This window comes from Gelidibacter sp. (assembly GCF_053579655.1).
The window spans coordinates 144716-163508 of record NZ_JBMDWE010000005.1 but is presented as its reverse complement, the minus strand read 5'-3'; the positions used below and the strand labels follow the sequence as shown (position 1 = coordinate 163508).

Annotated in this window: 16 protein-coding genes and 1 pseudogene; 8 read left to right on the top strand and 9 right to left on the bottom strand. The window is 37.2% G+C overall.

The window, feature by feature from the left end; translation table 11 throughout:
• Positions 1-31 precede the first annotated feature (31 nt).
• From ACOH2D_RS04680 to ACOH2D_RS04670, 3 genes are all read left to right on the top strand, one after another.
• Positions 32-478: a methylated-DNA--[protein]-cysteine S-methyltransferase gene (locus ACOH2D_RS04680; RefSeq protein ID WP_449534515.1), complete on the top strand. Its 447-nt coding sequence runs from the start codon at positions 32-34 to the stop codon at positions 476-478.
• 97 nt (positions 479-575) lie between these two features.
• Complete coding sequence (locus ACOH2D_RS04675; protein ID WP_449534510.1) at positions 576-1736, top strand: serine hydrolase domain-containing protein; 1161 nt, start codon at positions 576-578, stop codon at positions 1734-1736.
• Between the two features lie 84 nt (positions 1737-1820).
• The gene (locus ACOH2D_RS04670; RefSeq protein ID WP_449534509.1) at positions 1821-2531 is read left to right on the top strand and encodes a 3'-5' exonuclease; all 711 of its coding nucleotides are present in this window, start codon (positions 1821-1823) and stop codon (positions 2529-2531) included.
• A 1323-nt stretch (positions 2532-3854) separates the two neighbouring features.
• Here ACOH2D_RS04670 and ACOH2D_RS04665 read toward each other — a convergent pair.
• From ACOH2D_RS04665 to trhO, 8 genes and pseudogenes are all read right to left on the bottom strand, one after another.
• Entirely contained in the window at positions 3855-4508 is a 654-nt protein-coding gene (locus ACOH2D_RS04665; protein WP_449534508.1) for a 3-oxoacid CoA-transferase subunit B, read from the bottom strand.
• Positions 4509-4652: 144 nt separating this feature from the next.
• Positions 4653-5354: a CoA transferase subunit A gene (locus tag ACOH2D_RS04660; RefSeq protein WP_449534507.1), complete on the bottom strand. Its 702-nt coding sequence runs from the start codon at positions 5352-5354 to the stop codon at positions 4653-4655.
• Positions 5355-5695: 341 nt separating this feature from the next.
• Positions 5696-8014: a penicillin-binding protein 1A gene (locus ACOH2D_RS04655; RefSeq protein WP_449534506.1), complete on the bottom strand. Its 2319-nt coding sequence runs from the start codon at positions 8012-8014 to the stop codon at positions 5696-5698.
• A gap of 8 nt (positions 8015-8022) precedes the next feature.
• Positions 8023-8511, bottom strand: coding sequence for a gliding motility lipoprotein GldH (locus ACOH2D_RS04650; RefSeq protein WP_348035149.1), 489 nt, complete (start codon positions 8509-8511; stop codon positions 8023-8025).
• Positions 8501-9763 carry a PSP1 domain-containing protein gene (locus ACOH2D_RS04645; RefSeq protein WP_348035150.1) on the bottom strand — a complete coding sequence of 421 codons (1263 nt, stop codon included), beginning with the start codon at positions 9761-9763 and terminating at the stop codon, positions 8501-8503. Before ACOH2D_RS04645 ends, ACOH2D_RS04650 begins: the two co-directional genes overlap by 11 nt.
• Positions 9764-9927: 164 nt before the next feature.
• Positions 9928-10932, bottom strand: coding sequence for a radical SAM protein (locus ACOH2D_RS04640; protein ID WP_348035151.1), 1005 nt, complete (start codon positions 10930-10932; stop codon positions 9928-9930).
• A gap of 16 nt (positions 10933-10948) precedes the next feature.
• Positions 10949-11171: pseudogene (locus ACOH2D_RS04635) on the bottom strand (ferredoxin).
• Positions 11172-11173: 2 nt separating this feature from the next.
• Positions 11174-12247, bottom strand: a complete 1074-nt coding sequence (trhO, locus tag ACOH2D_RS04630; RefSeq protein WP_449534504.1) for an oxygen-dependent tRNA uridine(34) hydroxylase TrhO — start codon at positions 12245-12247, stop codon at positions 11174-11176.
• A gap of 797 nt (positions 12248-13044) precedes the next feature.
• On the opposite strand from trhO, the gene recA reads away from it, so the two are divergent.
• The 4 genes from recA (at position 13045) to ACOH2D_RS04610 (ending at position 16722) form a co-directional block, all read left to right on the top strand.
• Positions 13045-14061 (top strand): recombinase RecA, encoded by a 1017-nt coding sequence (gene recA, locus ACOH2D_RS04625; RefSeq protein ID WP_348036969.1) that lies wholly within the window; start codon positions 13045-13047, stop codon positions 14059-14061.
• Positions 14062-14201: 140 nt separating this feature from the next.
• The gene (locus ACOH2D_RS04620) at positions 14202-14630 is read left to right on the top strand and encodes a hypothetical protein (protein WP_449534503.1); all 429 of its coding nucleotides are present in this window, start codon (positions 14202-14204) and stop codon (positions 14628-14630) included.
• 10 nt (positions 14631-14640) lie between these two features.
• Positions 14641-15183 carry an RNA polymerase sigma factor gene (locus tag ACOH2D_RS04615; RefSeq protein ID WP_449534502.1) on the top strand — a complete coding sequence of 181 codons (543 nt, stop codon included), beginning with the start codon at positions 14641-14643 and terminating at the stop codon, positions 15181-15183.
• A complete protein-coding gene (locus ACOH2D_RS04610; RefSeq protein ID WP_449534501.1) occupies positions 15184-16722 on the top strand; it encodes a hypothetical protein in 1539 nt (512 codons plus the stop codon).
• 76 nt (positions 16723-16798) lie between these two features.
• Here ACOH2D_RS04610 and ACOH2D_RS04605 read toward each other — a convergent pair whose 3' ends face one another.
• Entirely contained in the window at positions 16799-17539 is a 741-nt protein-coding gene (locus ACOH2D_RS04605) for a lysophospholipid acyltransferase family protein (protein ID WP_449534500.1), read from the bottom strand.
• A 273-nt stretch (positions 17540-17812) separates the two neighbouring features.
• Here ACOH2D_RS04605 and trpS point away from each other — a divergent pair, with 273 nt between their 5' ends.
• Positions 17813-18781, top strand: coding sequence for a tryptophan--tRNA ligase (gene trpS, locus ACOH2D_RS04600; protein WP_449534499.1), 969 nt, complete (start codon positions 17813-17815; stop codon positions 18779-18781).
• Positions 18782-18793 lie beyond the last annotated feature (12 nt).

Genomic DNA, 18793 nt, shown 5'->3' with positions numbered 1-18793 from the left:
CTACCTGAATAATCTTATTGCATTAATCAAGATGCAGTTGCTCGGGGGGATACGTGACGAAGACGGTATTGCTTCCATTTCCATTTTGGATTCTGAAGAAAAAGAAACCGACATCATTGCTTTAGAACTTGAAGATTGCGCCCGGCAACTCAACGAATATTTTGAAGGCATACGGACTCAATTCGACCTTCAATTAAATCCAGAAGGCACTGAATTTCAGAAGAACGTCTGGAACTTACTCCAAACCATTCCTTACGGAAAAACCATATCCTATTTACAACTTTCCCAGCAACTCGGCGATGTCAAAGCCATTAGAGCCGTCGCTAATGCCAACGGCAAAAATCCATTATGGATTGTGGTTCCTTGTCATCGCGTTATTGGTAGTGATGGAAGCCTTACGGGATATGCCGGAGGATTACAGCGTAAACAATGGCTATTGGAGCATGAAAGTCCATATAAACAGCAACGTTTGTTTTAAACATAGCGACAGACCTCACAGGTTTTTAAAACCTGTGAGGTCTTGCATTCAACTTGCAAGTTAATTCCTTATATTTAATCCACTAAACACCAACCTTATGAAATTTCTTCAAAAATTCCTTAAATGGATCCTTGTTTTACTTGTGCTGACTGTAGCCGTTTTGTACATCACAGACACTGATTATTTGTTAAAAGCAGCGAGATCCATCTATATCAAAGGTCACACTACGGCTTTTTTAGAAGATTTTAAAGAATTTGATAATGAAGTAGTTGCGAACGGAACAGCGCAACCTTGGCCAAACCACGTCCATTACAACTCCGTGACAGAAACCGAAACGCTCCAAAAAATCAATAAGGATTTAGGAACAATCGCCTATGTCATCATCAAAAATGATAGTATCTGGTTTGAGAATTATTATGAAGGATTTGGCGAAAACTCAAAATCAAACTCGTTCTCCATGGCTAAAAGCTATGTTTCAGGATTGATGCAAAAAGCCATAGAAGAAGGTCACATCAAAGGATTGGATCAACTCGTAGGCGATTACTTTCCTGAATTTAGTGAAGGGAGAGCTGCAAAAATGACCATTGGTGATTTGGCTTCCATGAGTTCTGGCACCGATTGGGTAGAGGCTTATTATTCCCCATTATCGATTACGACGCGTGCGTATTTTGATGACGACCTCGCCAAAGTAATTCTAGGTTTAAAAATGGAAGCTGATCCTGGTCAAAAATATAAATACTCCAGTGGCGACACCCAATTGTTGGCAATGGTCATTGAAAAAGCTACAGGCAAAAAACTATATGATTATCTATCAGAATCCTTTTGGAAACCTTTGGGAAGCGAAAATTCCACCCTTTGGCAAGTGGACAGTAAAGCCCATGATTTGGTCAAAGCCTTTTGCTGTATCGCCAGTAATGCGAAGGATTTTGCGCGATATGGCAAGCTATTCAAGGATCATGGCAAATGGAATGGCAAACAAATTATAGATTCTGCATTTGTGGCAAAATCGGTAACACCACGTTTCACTGAAAGTCCACAATATGGTTATGGCTGGTGGCTGATTCAAGATTATAAGGGAAAAGACTTTTTTATGATGCGGGGCCATTTAGGTCAATATGTGATTGTGCAACCAGATGACAATATGATCATTGTGCGTTTGGGCAACCGTTCCTTAAAGGTTGATGAATCTGAAGATCCTTTTAACGCAGACATTTATACATTTATTGATGAAGCGTATGTGATGACCTCACAGAATTAGATACTAAAAATAAAAGAATTCTTATTTCGAATAAAAATAGATAGGTATTAATTAATAAGATTCCTGCCTTCGCAGGAAGTGAGCATGATCAACAAACTCAATCTTGAAGACATTTTGTTCCTGGACATCGAAACCGTTCCGGAAACACGTCATTTCTCAGAACTGGACCAAACAAAACAGGAGCTTTGGGATCTCAAATCGAAATATCAACGCGCGGAAGTTTCGGCAGAAGAGTTTTACGAACGCGCAGGAATCTGGGCAGAGTTTGGAAAAATCGTCTGTATTTCGGTGGGCTATTTTAAATTCCAAGAAGATGTCCGAACCTTTAGAGTTACTTCCTTTTATGGTGAAGAAATTCAAATATTAAAAGATTTTAATCATCTTATTTTATCACATTTCAGCCAAAACAAACATTTATTATGTGCCCATAATGGGAAGGAATTCGACTTTCCCTATATCGCAAGACGCATGATCATCCATAATATCGAATTACCTTATAAATTGAATCTCTTCGGAAAAAAGCCTTGGGAAGTTCCGCATCTCGATACCTTGGAACTTTGGAAGTTTGGCGATTATAAAAACTTTACCTCTCTAAAACTATTGACAAACGTACTTGGGATTCCTTCACCTAAAGATGATATCGATGGTAGTGAGGTTTGTCGTGTATATTATGAAGAAAATGATCTTGACCGCATCGTCATCTATTGCGAAAAGGACACAATTGCGGTGGCGCAAATCTTCTTAAGATTGCGAGGCGATGCGATTTTGGAGAAAAGTGAAATCGTTCATATTTAGCAATACCCAAGGCCATCAGCTTAGGGGTCGATTTCGCTAACTAACCTGATTACAGAACGACCTTAATAATCTTAATCCTTAATGGTTCAAAATAAAAAAATAAGCCATTAAGATAAAAGCTTAGATATATAAAACTATTCCGGTATAAATTAACTTGATGCCACGCATAAATTGTAGTACTTACCAAGAATATTCCTTGATCTTTAACTAACTTCTGAAAGATTTGAGACTTCTTTTTAAAAAGTACCCTTTTATCTCAACAAAAAAAGTTCAGACCTAAATCTGAACTTACTTTTAAAAATAACATGAATTAGCCTTCTGTTATAATTTCAATTCCCTTATAATTTCTAAGTAAACCCAGAAATGAATTTTTTAATTGTTTGCCGTTATTAACCTCTTAAAATCTAGTTTTTCTCAAGGCAGATAACGCAAAATCTCACAAAACACATGAAGTTAAAACATCAATACGACTCGTATCAAATATATTTTATTCATGAATTTTGATTGATCGCTAAATGAATTATAAAATTCAAGGTAAAGTTATTAAAATTTTAACAAATACATAATTTTACTACATCGATTTCGTGTTCATACCGAAAATAATTTTAGCTCTGGAAATAACTCTTGTCCTTTAATGCAAAAGACTAGCAGCTTAGAATATTTTAGGAATGTCGTTTCCCTTCGGAATATAGGGGTAGAAGGTGTGCATTGCCACATCTTTATGCAGCATGAATAAAGTTGAATTAGAATACTTTTAAGGCATCTCCTGAGATTTCAGCATTCAAAATAGTTTCCTAAATAAGAATAAACTCACAAAAAAATTCATACTTTACCTTGGGGCTCTGGTTAGAGCATGAATATTTTTTTCGTGAGCATTAAGATTCCTTTAAGTAATCTGAATGTTTTTTGAAAAGACTGAAATAATTTGTTTTCAAAAAAAGTAGGTCTTGGTAGATTTGGGGCACTGTTCATAAGTCAAAAGTTATGGTAGATTTGAGGCTAATCACAAGTTAGGTTTATGGTAATATTTGGGACAAAAAAAGTTACGATTTTATTAAAGTTAATAAATAGGTTATTTTTATTGCGTTTCGTAAATATCTAATATTTTTTTCACAAATCAGTCAAAACACATTATTATTCGACAAAATACATATAATTTTAACATTTTATCCATGTTATAGAGATAATTCCTACAAGTGATTTTCTTGTGATAATTGAGTGAAATTGTAACGAATTTCTCTGAATAAAAAAAGCCAACAATACACAAATCGTTCTCTCAACGGATTCGTGTATTGCCGACTAATAAAGTTTTAAATATAACTTCTATAAGACCATTTCTGGGATATCTCCTTCTACAATCAACTTCCCTTCGGTCGCTTTTATAATCTCTTCTACCGATATTCCTGGAGCTCGCTCCAACAATTTAAACCCTTGATCGGTTATTTCCAAAACAGCCAAGTTGGTCACTATTTTTTTCACACAGCCCACACCTGTCAAGGGCAAGGAACATTTTTTGAGTAATTTGGATTCTCCTGCTTTATTGGTATGCATCATGGCCACTATGATATTTTGTGCACTTGCTACTAAATCCATGGCACCGCCCATACCTTTTACCATCACGCCAGGAATCTTCCAATTGGCAATATCGCCATCTTCAGAAACTTCCATGGCTCCTAAAATGGTCAGATCGACGTGCTGTCCTCTAATCATAGAGAAACTCATGGCCGAATCAAAAAAACTGGCACCTGGTAAAGTCGTAATTGTCTGTTTTCCGGCATTAATCAAATCGGCATCTTCTTCTCCCTCAAAAGGGAAAGGTCCCATGCCCAAAACGCCATTTTCGCTTTGAAACTCCACTTCTATCCCATCTCTTACGTAATTAGCAACCAAAGTTGGAATACCGATCCCAAGATTGACATAATAGCCATCCTGAACTTCTTGTGCGATGCGTTTTGCGATTCCTATTTTATCTAACATTTCTTTATAGTTATTTCATCCTCGCGAAGGCGGGGATCTCATCAATTTATACTTTTATCTCCATTTTATATATTCTGAGCACAGTTTCAAGCTACTTCATTAACTGCACGTGAAATAGTTTTGACGTTGTCAAAATTTAAACACTTACGCCCTTTTTCGAACCGTCAATTGTTCAATGCGTTTTTCATAGTTTTCCCCCTGAAAAATACGTTGGACAAATATGCCAGGAATATGGATTTGATTAGGATCTAAACTTCCAACAGGAACCAGTTCCTCCACCTCAGCAACGGTAATTTTTGCGGCGCCACACATGGATGGATTAAAGTTTCGCGCCGTGCCTTTAAAGATCAAATTGCCGGCAGCATCGCCCTTCCAGGCTTTAACGAAAGCAAAATCGGCTTTAAAAGCTTCTTCCATGACATACATTTTCCCATTGAATTCGCGGACCTCTTTACCTTCGGCAACTTCAGTTCCGTAACCTGCTGGTGTAAAAAAGGCCGGGAAGCCCGATTGGGCAGCTCTACAGCGTTCCACAAGTGTTCCTTGTGGCACGAGCTCCACATGCAGTTCCCCACTCAGCATTTGACGTTCAAATTCTTGGTTTTCTCCCACATACGAGGAAATCATTTTTTTGATTTGGCGCTTGTGCAGTAACAAGCCCAAACCAAAATCGTCGACCCCAGCATTATTGGAAATACAGGTCAAGCCTTTTACGTTCATCTTGACGAGATTATTGATTGCGTTTTCAGGAATACCGCAAAGTCCAAAACCACCGACCATAAGGGTCATATCGTCCTTAACATCGTACATGGCTTCTGTAACGCTGGCTACTTTTTTATTAATCATGAATACTTTTTTTAGGAGTTTGAAAATTACGAAATATAAAAACCAATCTAAAATGATTTAGGTTTTAAGAGGGTGTGACTTAAATGAAATTGAATTTTTTTATTTCTTTAAATGTATCTGAAAAGACGAGAACGACAAAAAAGTTTCAATTCTAAAATCATAAATTCTTATTTCAATACTTTTATAACCTTATAAAAAATTGATGCCTCAAACAAGATGATTCTGCTGGGTTTATTTAAAATATCAACTAATTTAATATCAATTATAATGAATTAAAAAGCCCATTCAAAATGAAAAAATCATTCTGAATGGGCTTTTTAGCTATAGGATATAAATTAAAACTAGAAATCTAATCGGTCATCAAAGCCATCTGAATCAGACGAGTCAAAATCGTTTCTCCTATTACAATCTACATTTATGGTAAGATTGGCAGGACGTTCAAACTCTGCGGTGGAAACATCAAGGGATTTATCGGCATAGCACTTCTTCATATATAGTCCCCAAATTGGCAGGGCCATAGTCGCGCCTTGACCGTAAGCGATACTTTTAAAATGCGTGGCACGCTCCTCGCCGCCAACCCAAACGCCAGTGACCAAATTCGGCACCATCCCCATAAACCAGCCATCACTTTGGTTTTGTGTGGTTCCTGTTTTACCAGCAATGGGGTTTGTAAAGGCATAAGGATAGCCGGTCATGACTTCCTTATAAACATTATTATATTTATCAGCACCAACTGTCCTTAAACGCGCTCCTGACCCTCCCTGTGTAACACCTTCCAGTAAATTGGTCGTTACATAGGCGACCTCCTCACTCAACACATCTTTTGATTCGGGTGTCACTTGGTAAAGAATCGTTCCGTTTTTATCTTCAATGCGCAGGACCATCACCGGCTCGTTATATACGCCCTTATTCGCAAAGGTTGCATACGCCGCGACCATTTCATAAACGCTCAAATCTGGAGTTCCTAGCGCAATTGCAGGTACTGCAGGCATATCGGATTCAATTCCTAAATTTTTCGCCATATCAATAACAGGTTGAGGACCTACTTGATCCATCAAGCGCGCCGTAATGGTATTAATTGATTCGGCTAAGGCTCTCTTTAAAGTTTTAAATCCTCCATATTTACGATCAGAGTTCTCAGGACTCCATGGCAACGGATTTCCAAATTTGCCAGCTTCGATCGTTATTCTTGTATTTGGAAGGGTATCACAAGGCGATAAATGCAATTGATCAATAGCCGTCGCATACACAAAAGGCTTAAAAGTAGAACCTACCTGACGCTTCCCTTGTTTAACGTGGTCATATTGAAAATGTCGGTAATTGATACCGCCTACCCAAGCCTTAACATGGCCCGTTTGTGGATCCATGGACATCATCCCCGCATGCAAAAATGTTTTATAATAGCGCATGGAATCCGCTGGTTTCATGATCGTATCGATTTCCCCTTTCCATGAGAACACAGTCATTGGCGTTGGTTTATCAAAAGAGGCAATAATCTCATTATCACTTTTACCATTGGCCTTCATCACTCGCCAGCGCTCAGACTGACGCATACTTCTGTTAAGTAAACTTGTAATTTCTTCCGGCTTTAAATCTAAAAACGGTGCGGTTTTATTGCGGTCTGGTGTATTTTGATGGAAAAATTCTTTCTGCAATTGCGCCATATGTTCGTGAACAGCATCTTCAGCATATTGTTGCATTCGGGAATCAATCGTCGTATAAATTTTTAAACCATCATCATACAAACTGTAAAGTCCTGTACCGTCTGGTTTTGGATTATTTTTGATCCAATCTTTCATAAAATCAGTAAGATAGGCTCTGAAATAAGTTGCTAATCCATCGCGATGGGATTCTGGTTTGTAACGCAGTCCCAAATCCAATTTCTTAAGGGAATCACCAACATTTGAAGTAATATAATTGTACTTCTCCATTTGGTTCAGAACGACGTTGCGTCGATTTCGAGTACCTTCTGGATTACGAGTAGGTCTCGGATTATAAAGCGACGAGTTTTTAAACATTCCTACCAACATTGCCGCTTCCTTGATATCCAAATTTTTTGGTTCCTTATCAAAATAAATTCTAGCTGCACTTCGAATACCGTCCGCATTGTTTCCAAAATCATAGATATTGAAATACATCGCTATAATTTCTTCTTTGGTGTATTGACGTTCCAAGCGGATGGCAATGATCCATTCTTTCGCTTTTTGTGCAATTCTATCCATGATGTTTCTTGAGCCTTCACCATGAAATAGCTGCTTTGCCAATTGCTGTGAAATCGTACTCGCACCTCCGCCGCCACCTAATTTTACTATTGCTCTTAAGGTACCTCTAACGTCAATCCCCGAATGCTCCCTAAAACGCGCATCTTCGGTAGCGATCAAAGCCTCGACCAAATGATCGGGCAACTCGGTAAAGTCTACTGGAGTACGGTTATCATTATGGTAAATTTTTGCCAACAGTTCGCCATCTGAAGAGATGATTTCGGTAGCAAGATTTGTAGAAGGATTCTCTAAACGTGTATGGTCGGGCATTTCACCAAAAACTCCCCAAGACGCTAATAAAAAGAACAATGCAAGGAGCGATAAACCGCCTATGATGGTAATCCTAAACCACCTGATATATTTGGAAAAATTTTGAGTTTCTGCTTTCTTTTTTGCCATAATTTAAATTAATTCTTTGTTGGTTCTATTCTAAATCCAACGTCGGTAATTCCTTGTAGGTTATCAACGCCATTGACCTCACCATTATTACGCATGGCGTGTTGAATAGTAATACTATAGTCGCCAATTTCGTCAAACCTAACGCCTTCCTTATACCACAATTTATTTTCCTTAATATCGGTAAATCCTTCGCCCATGAGTTCGCCATTCGGTTTTGCCATTTGGTACTCTAAAGTATCGGTAATGGTTTTTCCGTTAGGGAAATTCATTTCTGCAATCAAAAACAGATTATTGAATTTATAAGCGTTGGTGTTTCTGATGTTAATGAACAGATTATAAAGATTGGTGGAATCTGGTGGTGTTACGGTAAAGGAAATTAAGCTATCCTTGTTCCATTGATTTGGCACGGATTTGTACTCGTCAAAAATTTGTTTGGAATCACAGCTAAACACCAAAATCACAGTGGTTAACAGCATCCAAGAAAATTTACTTGGCATCGTTAGGGTTTGATTTTTTCGGGTTTGGCTTTCTTCTTTTTTTCTGAGCAGTTTTCTCCACAGGTTTTGCCTGTGCGACTGGTTGATCAATCTTTTGCTGCGGTTGTCCCGTTTTTTTAGTTTTGCTCTTGGTGTTTTTACGTTTGGTTTTGCGTTTTGGACTATCAAAACGTGTTAAACTATCTTGACCAACCACATTACCGAAATCAGATTTGACGTCTTCAACATGCTCTGCAGCATATTCTTCAAGACTGGCCACCTTTTGTTTGTTCTTATTTAAAGCAATGATTTCGTTAGCCTGATCGGTAGTCAATTTATGCCAATTCATCCATTCCCCTTCATAGGCAAACCACATATGACCTCTAAAAATATCTGTTTTTTGGCATACTGCAGCGCCCTTTTCAGTGTAGAGTTTGATATCTGTTTTCGGGAAATCCTTTAGGGCATCCAAATACGAGTCCAACTCGTAATTGAGACAACATTTCAATTTACCACATTGACCCGCTAACTTTAACGGATTAAGCGATAATTGTTGGTAACGTGCCGCTGATGTACTGACGGATCTGAAATCAGTCAACCACGTTGAACAGCATAATTCGCGTCCGCAAGATCCAATCCCGCCAAGACGTGCAGCTTCCTGACGGAAACCTACTTGCTTCATTTCAATTCTGGTACGGAATTCTTTAGCGAACAATTTTATCAATTCCCTAAAGTCAACGCGCTCTTCGGCCGTATAATAGAAAGTAGCTTTACTGCCATCTCCTTGATATTCAATATCAGAAATCTTCATGTGTAATTTCAAGTCAATGGCAAACTGTCGCGCTTTGACCTTCATAGGCTCTTCCTTATCGCGTGCTTCCGACCAAATGTCGATATCCCGTTGGGAGGCTTTACGGTAGATTTTTAAAACGGCTTCTTCATCGTCAATTTTAACGTGTTTACGTTTCATTTGCACTCTCACCAATTCTCCAGTAAGAGTTACCATACCTATATCATGTCCCGATGGCGCTTGAGTAGCAACCACATCGCCAATGCTTAAGGTTAAATTTTCTGTGTTTTTATAATATTCTTTACGTCCATTTTTAAAACGAACTTCGACACCTATAAAAGGCTCTTCGCCTTGCGGGAGAGACATGTTGGCCAACCAATCAAAAACAGTTAATTTATTGCAGCTATCTGTGCCACAAGTACCATTGTTTTTGCATCCTTTTGGTTGTCCACCCTTTCCGGTTGAGCAACTATTACAACTCATATATTTTATGTATATATCGATTCTGAACCCCTTGAGTTTCAGAAGATAATTAATAAATAACTATTTTTATTTCTGTGATTTCCATATTCATAGGAAATCCAAATCAAAGAAAATACTTTGGAATGTAAAGGTAATATTATTTACGGACTTTAAAATAACCTTTTTTAATTGAATTCTATCTCGTAGTTTAATCTATTTGACATAGATTTTAAATCCCTTTCAGATTTAAATATATTAGACCATAGCACGGTGCTCCATCCAATTTTATTGGAGTAGGAATTGAAACTTTCATTGTTCCAATCGAAACCATTTTTCCAAAATTTTTGGGGAGAAACATAACAAAAAGTGTAATCGAAAATTAAACTTGAAGCATTAGCTCTTTGGTTTTTAGGTATGGAATTTGGTGCTAATAGTGTGATATGATTTTCCTTGCACTGCATTCTAATTTCATGAATTAATTGTGGATAATGGTCTCGAATACTATCTAAATCGAAATCGTTGTATTCGGTATTTCCAATTTTCTGAATGGGACGAATTTGAAGAATATCAAAACTTTCGCCATTAAAATGCTTGAAGAAATCAGCTAATTCATAAAAATTATCCTTGTTGAAGGTGTAGTTGATTCGGACTTTAAAATCGTATTGTTTCTTTAATTTTTCAAAGGCTTTAAATGAATTATGAAACTTCTCGTAACTAGCTTTTTGCATAAAATTCTCATAGCTTTCCTTATGAACGCCATGAAGCGAGAGTGTAAACTCGTTTAAACCGGCCTTCAAAAGCGCTTCAATTTTTTCTTCATCCAATAAATTGGCATTGGTGGTGATGGAAATATAGGGCACCTTATACGTTTTACCCAACTCCACAACTTTCACCAAATCTTTGTATAACGTTGGTTCGGTACCACAGCCAATTTGAAGTTTTAAAGCCCGATTGAATATTGTTTTTGCTACCTGGTTTAATTCATCTTCTCTAAATTGACCTTTTAAGGTTTTTACATAATCGGCATCTGTAAAGTAGCACATTTTACAACGTAAATTACAAGCCAAAACAGGATCTAAATTGACAGCTAAATAGCGTTGGTTAAACTTATGCAACATATAGAGTGCTAGAAATTTAATTCTATGGCTTTTTATTTTTCTATTGAGTTGTAAAAGTTTGTAAATATTCATTTGTTTGATGTGTTAATCAAATAATTTTAACGCTAAAGATTTTGACAAGACCAGCTTTTGAAGCATTCTCTCAAGCTTCCAAAAATAGTATAAGCGTTTGATTTCAACGTAAAAAACATTTTTTTTCCATCCTTTTTTGACATCTGAAACTGGCTTGGCGACATTTCCACACAATAGTTACACCCAATGCATTTATTCCGTTCTAAGCGTCCTGAAGGCCATAACTTGCATAGATCTATATTTAAGATTTGAGAGTTTCAAAGCTGTCAAAAATATTCCGCAAATCTTGCTTGAATGGTAAATGGCCAGCGCGTCCTTTTTTAAAGATATCGTTACTATTGCCTTGACCTTTACGCATTTCCTTTTGCTCTTCATAAGGCAAGCGATTCACTTCCATACAGGTGGTTGAACAGCAAGCCTCCATTTTCTTCTTGCATTCTTCACACTGGATAAAAAGTAAATGGCAGGCGTCATTGGCACAGTTGGTATGCAAATCGGCAGGGTTTCCACATTGGTGGCAATGCGCAATGACATCGTCTGAAATACGCTCTGAACGACGTTCGTCAAACACAAAATTTTTACCGATAAATTTATTCTCTAAGCCTTTTTCTTTGATTTGACGCACATAATTAATGATGCCGCCTTCTAACTGAAACACGTTTTTAAAGCCTTTATGCTTATAATAGGCACTTGCTTTTTCACAACGGATACCGCCCGTACAATACATGACCAAGTTTTTATCTTCTTTATGGTCTTTTAAATCTTCTTCAATAATATCCAAGGATTCTCTAAACGTATCCACATCAGGAGTGACGGCGTTTTTAAAATGGCCGATTTCACTTTCATAATGATTTCTCATATCGACCAAAACGGTATTTTCGTCTTCAATGAGTTCATTAAAACGTTCAGCATCCACATGAACGCCGATATCGGTCACATCAAAAGTGTCATCGTTTAAACCATCGGCGACAATCTTGTCACGCACTTTGATTTTGAGTTTTAAAAACGCGAAATTGTCATGCTCAACGGCAATGTTAAGTCGGACGTTTTCCAAAAAGGAAATGCTATCTAAATGCGCTTTAAAAGCTTCAAATTGATCGGCTGGTAAAGACAATTGGGCATTGATGCCTTCATGGGCCACGTAGATTCTACCCAATACGTCGAGTTCGTTCCAAGCTAGAAATAAGTCATTTCTAAAAATTTTAGGATTGCCAATTTTGGCGTAGGCATAGAAAGAGATGGTCAAACGGTCTTTGCCCGCTTGCTCAATAAGTGCTGCTCTTTCTTTAGCGCTTAAGTTATTGTACAGTTGCATGCTATACTAATTTTTTAAGGTTAAAGTGGGTGCAAAGGTAAGGGAAAAAAGTTTTCAGTCATAGTTTTTCAGAGTTTCTGGTTTCTGGTTTCTGGTTTCTGGTTTCTGGTTTCTGGTTTCTGGTTTCTAGTTTCTAGTTTCTAGTTTCTAGTTTCTAGTTTCTAGTTTCTAGTTTCTAGTTAAGAAAAAAAATAAAATGCTCAACTCCTATTTTGATAGGCATAAACTTTTGCCATACTTATTAACTTTCTTCTTTGTGCAACTTTTGGCCTTCTTTGTGTAACTTTGTGGAATAGCTATCAAAACAGTCGGCAGTCGGCAGTCGCCAGTCTCCAGTCGGCAGTCCTCAGATGGCAGTTGGCAGTCGGCGGTTTACAAATAATTCTTTTACAGATCATCAGCTAGAGTTTTCTTACCTCAACATTAATATCAACTCTGATTTACATCTATCCATCTGCAAAAATCAGTGTCATCCGCGGGAATTTATCTTAGACAATTGTCAACGTGAAGAATCATTGAATCAATCTACTAAAGTTTTTCTCCGTGAAACTCAGCGATTTCTCAGCGGAACTCTGTGAAACCGTTTTTTCGTCATCCATCATTGTCCTTAAATCAAAAAAGCACCCAAGAATCCTCTCAGGTGCATTTTCAAAATAATTTTTCTAAACTTTCATTGCAAGATTTTCCAATCTTAATAAGAAGATGCAGAAACAATAAAAAGGTTGCGTCATAAGATTATATTAGGTGAAAAAAAGGTCGTAATTTAGCTTCATTAAAAATTAGAAAAAGAGAAACAAATGAGTAGTGAAAAAGAAGCAAAATTAAAAGCCCTAAAACTTACCTTAGACAAGTTGGATAAATCCTACGGGAAAGGCACTGTAATGATGATGAGCGACCAAGCTGTCGTGGATGTTGAAGCAATTTCTTCAGGCTCCTTAGGTTTGGATATTGCTTTAGGAGTTGGTGGTTATCCGCGTGGTCGCGTTATTGAAATATATGGCCCAGAATCTTCTGGTAAAACGACCCTAGCCTTGCACGCCATCGCCGAAGCTCAAAAAACTGGAGGTATTGCTGCATTTATTGATGCTGAGCATGCTTTTGACAGAACTTATGCTGAAAATTTACATGTAGATTTAGAGAACTTGATCATTTCCCAACCTGATAACGGGGAACAAGCATTGGAAATTGCAGATAATTTAATTCGCTCTGGTGCGATTGACATTGTTGTGATTGACTCCGTTGCCGCATTGACACCAAAAAGTGAAATTGAAGGTGAGATGGGTGACTCAAAAATGGGTCTTCATGCGCGATTGATGTCTCAAGCTTTAAGAAAATTAACTGGTTCCATCAGCAAAACTAATTGTACCGTGATTTTCATTAACCAATTACGTGAAAAAATTGGTGTTATGTTCGGTAACCCAGAAACTACAACTGGTGGTAATGCCCTTAAATTCTATGCTTCTGTAAGATTGGACATCAGACGTTCAACACAAATCAAAGAAACTGATGGTAACGTCACAGGTAACAAAACTCGTGTTAAAGTAGTAAAGAACAAAGTAGCACCGCCATTTAAATTGGCCGAGTTTGATATTATGTATGGTGAAGGAATTTCTAAAGTTGGTGAAATTTTAGATATCGCTGTTGAAAATGAAATCATAAAGAAAAGTGGCTCATGGTTTAGCTACGGCGAAACAAAATTAGGTCAAGGTAGAGATGCTGTTAAAGCCTTAATCAAAGACAATCCAGAATTGATGGATGAATTAGAGGCCAAGGTTAGAAAAATAGCCAAGGCAGCTACTTCTGGTGACGATTAAAAACACAAATTTTCTACTTTTAATCAGAATAAATAAAAGAATCCCTCCAAAAAGGGATTTTTTTTGTTTTACAACGCAACCTTTATCGCTTTAGAGCATCTACAGCATGAAAAAGAAAATGAATCCTAAATCAAATTATTATGAAAAAGCTAGTTTTGCTATGTGCTGTGATGTTCACATTAGCATCTTGTAGTATTGATGACAGCAACGATTTTTACAATGAAATTTTACCTATTGAAAGCGTTGTCATTCCTGAGCAATTTGTTCTTGGCGAAGTTTACCCAATAACTGTAAAATATATTAGGCCAGCTGGTTGTTATGCATTTTATGATTTTTACTATACACGTGAATTGAATCAACGTACCGTTGCAGTCATCAACTCGGTTTTCCCAAACCAAAATTGTGGTTTAAGTGAAGATGCAGAAGTTGAAGCCACTTTTAATTTTAAGGTCACCAGCACTGGCACTTATGTGTTTAAATTTTGGCAAGGTAAGGATGAAAGCGGAACAGATTTATATTATATTGTAGAAGTGCCGGTTGTAGAAGCGCAACCTGTTACAAACCACTAATCTTATAACTGTGAGTTTAGAACAACTCATTATCAAGTGTAAAAAAAATGATGCTCAAGCTCAAAGCCAGATATACAAGCTCTTTTCGAGTCAATTGTTTGCGCTTTGTCTTAAGTATTCGAAAAATTATGCAGAGGCACAGGACAATCTGCAGGATTCCTTTGTGACCATTTTTAAAAAAATTGATCAGTTTGGTAATAAAGGTTCTTTGGAAGGTTGGATGAAACGCATTACCATCAATACCGCGCTTCAACGTTATCGAAGTGTTGGTGTTTTTGATATTGTCAATGAGGATCAAATAGAAGATGTTGCTGTTGAAATTTATGAAGAAGATATCAGTCTGGATTTTTTACTGAGCATCATCCAGGAATTACCAGATCGGTACAGATTGGTATTTAACCTGTACGTATTAGATGATTATTCGCATAAAGAAATTGCAGAAATGATGGGTATTTCCACGGGAACCTCAAAATCAAATCTTGCGAGGGCACGAATGATTTTAAAAGATAAAATTGAACATTATAAGTTGAAAGACCATTCACAAAGTTTATAAATGAATGAAAAAAAACATATTGACCGCCTTTTTCAGGAGAATTTCAAAAATTTTGAACCAACTCCTGATAATGCTGTTTGGGACAACATTCAAGACGCCTTACATAAAAATAAGCGCAAACGTCTCGTGATCCCAATTTGGTGGTTTACGGCAGGAGTTGCAGCTATTTTAGTGATGCTGTTGACTATTGGAAATGTTTTCAATAATGGTGTGAAAACTGATAATCCTGAAAACAGCGTGGTGGATACTGAAACTACCCGAGGTGGACCCCAATCCAATCCAACAGATGGTTTTGAGCAAAAAAACATGAACTCAAGCGACAACGCAATTGATAGTTCCAGTGTTATCGCCAATACAGAACCGTCTGATGTAGATGCTGCAAATTCTATAAAGGTCCATCACGGAAAGACTGTAAATGAAAAAGATAAAACGGCTTCTCAGATTGTCAATGACGATTCATATAAAAGAAACACGAACACCGCTAACCCGCAAGATAAAATAGCATCGTCTCAAAAAGATAAGACCGTTAGCTCCAATTCGAAACAAGCCGTTATTGCACAAAACATCCCAAATCCACCTCAACTTGACCCTAACAAAGAAGCTCAAAACCAAGGTAATGAACTTGTCAAAACTATTCTTGAAAATGAAAAAGAGCGCACTACAATTGCCAAGTCTACAGATCAGAATATTATAAAATACACCGAAAAAATTAAAGACTATAAAGATGTCATCGCTTCAAATAAAGAAGAGAAAAGCATTGAGGATGCTATTGCCAAAGCAAACCTTATAAATGAAGAAGAAAAAGAAGAGCAACCAAACAGGTGGAACATTTCCCCAAGTGTGGCACCTGTTTATTTTAACAGTTTAGGTAAAGGTTCGTCCATTGACAATCAATTTGTAAATAATGGCAAAAGTGGTGCGGTAAATATGAGTTATGGTATTAACGGAAGTTACGCCATCAATGATAAGATAAAAATTAGAGCGGGGATTAATAAAGTTGACTTGGGCTATAGCACCAACGAAGTTGTGACCTTTAGGGACATTAACAACTTTAATGTGAATTCTGGCGGCTCTGAACTTCGAAACATCAACTTCAATAACCAAGGGAAATTGAACGATTATATGAGCACTTCTGGCATTAATAAAGAGTCTGCACCACAATTTGTAATTAGTAACGCTAAAGGTTCTTTAGAACAGCAATTTGGCTATATCGAAGTGCCTTTAGAAGTAGAATACAATATTATCAATAGCAAATTCGGCCTGAACGTTATTGGAGGGTTTAGCACGTTATTCCTGAACAATAATGAAATCTATTCTGTTTTGGATAATGAAAGAGCACTCTTGGGCGATGCCAACAATATCAATACTACAAGTTATAGTGCCAATTTTGGATTAGGATTGAACTATAACATTTCACATACCTTAAAACTAAATCTTGAACCGATGTTCAAGTACCAAATTAACACCTTCAACAATACTTCAGGCGACTTTAGACCTTATTTTATTGGAGTTTACTCAGGTTTTAGTTTTAAGTTTTAGATTTTTTAGTTGGTTAGGTAATTATTGTAGAGGTACAATAATGACGAAAAGCTGCTCTGTGCCAAGAGCAGCTTTTTTAGTTTTTATATTCGGTCAATAATTGCTCTAGTATAAGCGTTCTTGCTTGCTCATTCAATTCTTTAGCATCTTTTGAAGTCATTCCTTCCGTACTTAAAAACTGATGTACTTTAACGCGCATCTTTCCTGGGCCACCACTAAAAAATACATAAGAAAAACGATTTTTATTATCCACAAAAGTCATTGGAATTATTGGGATTTGATGGCTAATGGCCAACCGGAAGGCACCATCCTTAAATTCGTCCAAAATAACGCCCTCATGTGGCACACCTCCTTCGGGAAAAATACAGATACTTAATCCTTGATTGAGTCGTTTCTGGGCTCTGAAAAATACCGCCTTTCTACTTTTTTCAGAACTTCTATCCACCAAAATACAGGTGCGTTTATAGAAAAAGCCGAAAATTGGAAATTTGGCCAGTTCTGCCTTCCCCACAAACACAAACGGATTTTTCGCCGTTACCAACATCAGCATAATGTCAGCCATTGACGTATGGTTGGCGATAAACATATAGCTTTTGGTGGGTTCAGGGATTTGTTCTTTTTTTATAATCCATCTAAACCCCATCCCTATTAAAATGATTTTTGCCCACAAACGTGCCATTTTGAAGAAATAAGGATACCATTCTTCTTTTAAGATAGAGATGACTAAAATTGGAAATAATATGATTATCGGTACGATTACTAAAATGTAAAACCAAATGCGGTATAGAATCCAGAGGGGGTATTTGAAAATTTTCATCCGTCCAAAACTAATTAAATTAATTGAGCTATTTCTTGAAAAAATCAAATTCGCATTTAATGAATCCAGTCAATAAAAATGTGAAATAAAATGAGATTAACTTCGCTGAACCTAAAGGTTTCCTGCCTTCACAGTAATTAAACAGTCTATTACAAAAATTTCATCCGACTAAAACCTGTTAAATTAATTGAGCTATCACTTCAAAAAAATTACCTTTGCTACTATTGAAATTTGTTTAATTAAAAGAGAATTCCGCTTTCGCGGAAAGTAAACATGGCAAGAATACTCACAGGTATACAAAGTACAGGCACACCACATTTAGGAAATCTTCTAGGTGCAATCATTCCAGCAATTGAGATGACAAATGACGACAAGAACAATTCATTTTTGTTTATTGCAGATATGCACTCACTTACTCAGATTAAAGATGCTGAAACCTTACGACACAATACGTATAGTGTTGCGGCAACTTGGCTAGCATTTGGATTGGATATCGAAAAAGTAGTGTTCTACCGTCAAAGTGATATCCCTCAAACGACCGAGCTCTCTTGGTATTTGAGTTGCTTTTTCCCTTACCAACGCTTAACTCTGGCACACGGTTTCAAAGATAAAGCCGACCGATTAGAAGACGTGAATGCCGGCTTGTTTACCTACCCGATGTTAATGGCCGCAGATATTTTATTGTATGATGCTGAAATTATTCCAGTAGGAAAAGATCAATTGCAACATATAGAAATGACTCGCGATGTGGCCTCTCGTTTTCATGCGAGAATGGGCGAAACATTTGTGATGCCCGAAGGTAAAATTCAAGACAACACCATGCTTGTTCCAGGAACCGATGGTGCTAAAATGAGTAAGAGCAAAAATAATTTCATCAATATATTTTTACCAGATAAGCAGTTACGCAAGCAAATCATGTCCATTGAAACGGATAGCACTGCATTGGAAGATCCAAAAGATTGGAGTACTTGTAATTGTTTCGCGATTTATAGCTTGTTAGCTTCTGATGAAGATATCGCCAAGATGAAACAGAATTACGAGCAAGGTAATTATGGTTATGGACATGCCAAACAAGCCTTGTACGAATTGATCGTTTCAAAATTTGAAACCCAACGCGAACGTTACCATTATTATATGAGCCACTTAGACGAGATAGACAATGCTCTTGCGATTGGTGCTCAAAAGGCGAAAGTTGTGGCGGATGAGGTTTTGGCACGTGTTCGTACGAAGTTGGGGTATTAATTCTGGAGAGAC

Coding starts and splice junctions, on each gene's coding strand:
- ACOH2D_RS04680 (WP_449534515.1), top strand. CDS start 32: ATGCAGTTGCTCGGGGGGATACGTGACGAAGACGGTATTGCTTCCATT.
- ACOH2D_RS04675 (WP_449534510.1), top strand. CDS start 576: ATGAAATTTCTTCAAAAATTCCTTAAATGGATCCTTGTTTTACTTGTG.
- ACOH2D_RS04670 (WP_449534509.1), top strand. CDS start 1,821: ATGATCAACAAACTCAATCTTGAAGACATTTTGTTCCTGGACATCGAA.
- ACOH2D_RS04665 (WP_449534508.1), bottom strand. CDS start 4,508: ATGTTAGATAAAATAGGAATCGCAAAACGCATCGCACAAGAAGTTCAG.
- ACOH2D_RS04660 (WP_449534507.1), bottom strand. CDS start 5,354: ATGATTAATAAAAAAGTAGCCAGCGTTACAGAAGCCATGTACGATGTT.
- ACOH2D_RS04655 (WP_449534506.1), bottom strand. CDS start 8,014: ATGGCAAAAAAGAAAGCAGAAACTCAAAATTTTTCCAAATATATCAGG.
- ACOH2D_RS04650 (WP_348035149.1), bottom strand. CDS start 8,511: ATGCCAAGTAAATTTTCTTGGATGCTGTTAACCACTGTGATTTTGGTG.
- ACOH2D_RS04645 (WP_348035150.1), bottom strand. CDS start 9,763: ATGAGTTGTAATAGTTGCTCAACCGGAAAGGGTGGACAACCAAAAGGA.
- ACOH2D_RS04640 (WP_348035151.1), bottom strand. CDS start 10,932: ATGAATATTTACAAACTTTTACAACTCAATAGAAAAATAAAAAGCCAT.
- trhO (WP_449534504.1), bottom strand. CDS start 12,247: ATGCAACTGTACAATAACTTAAGCGCTAAAGAAAGAGCAGCACTTATT.
- recA (WP_348036969.1), top strand. CDS start 13,045: ATGAGTAGTGAAAAAGAAGCAAAATTAAAAGCCCTAAAACTTACCTTA.
- ACOH2D_RS04620 (WP_449534503.1), top strand. CDS start 14,202: ATGAAAAAGCTAGTTTTGCTATGTGCTGTGATGTTCACATTAGCATCT.
- ACOH2D_RS04610 (WP_449534501.1), top strand. CDS start 15,184: ATGAATGAAAAAAAACATATTGACCGCCTTTTTCAGGAGAATTTCAAA.
- ACOH2D_RS04605 (WP_449534500.1), bottom strand. CDS start 17,539: ATGAAAATTTTCAAATACCCCCTCTGGATTCTATACCGCATTTGGTTT.
- trpS (WP_449534499.1), top strand. CDS start 17,813: ATGGCAAGAATACTCACAGGTATACAAAGTACAGGCACACCACATTTA.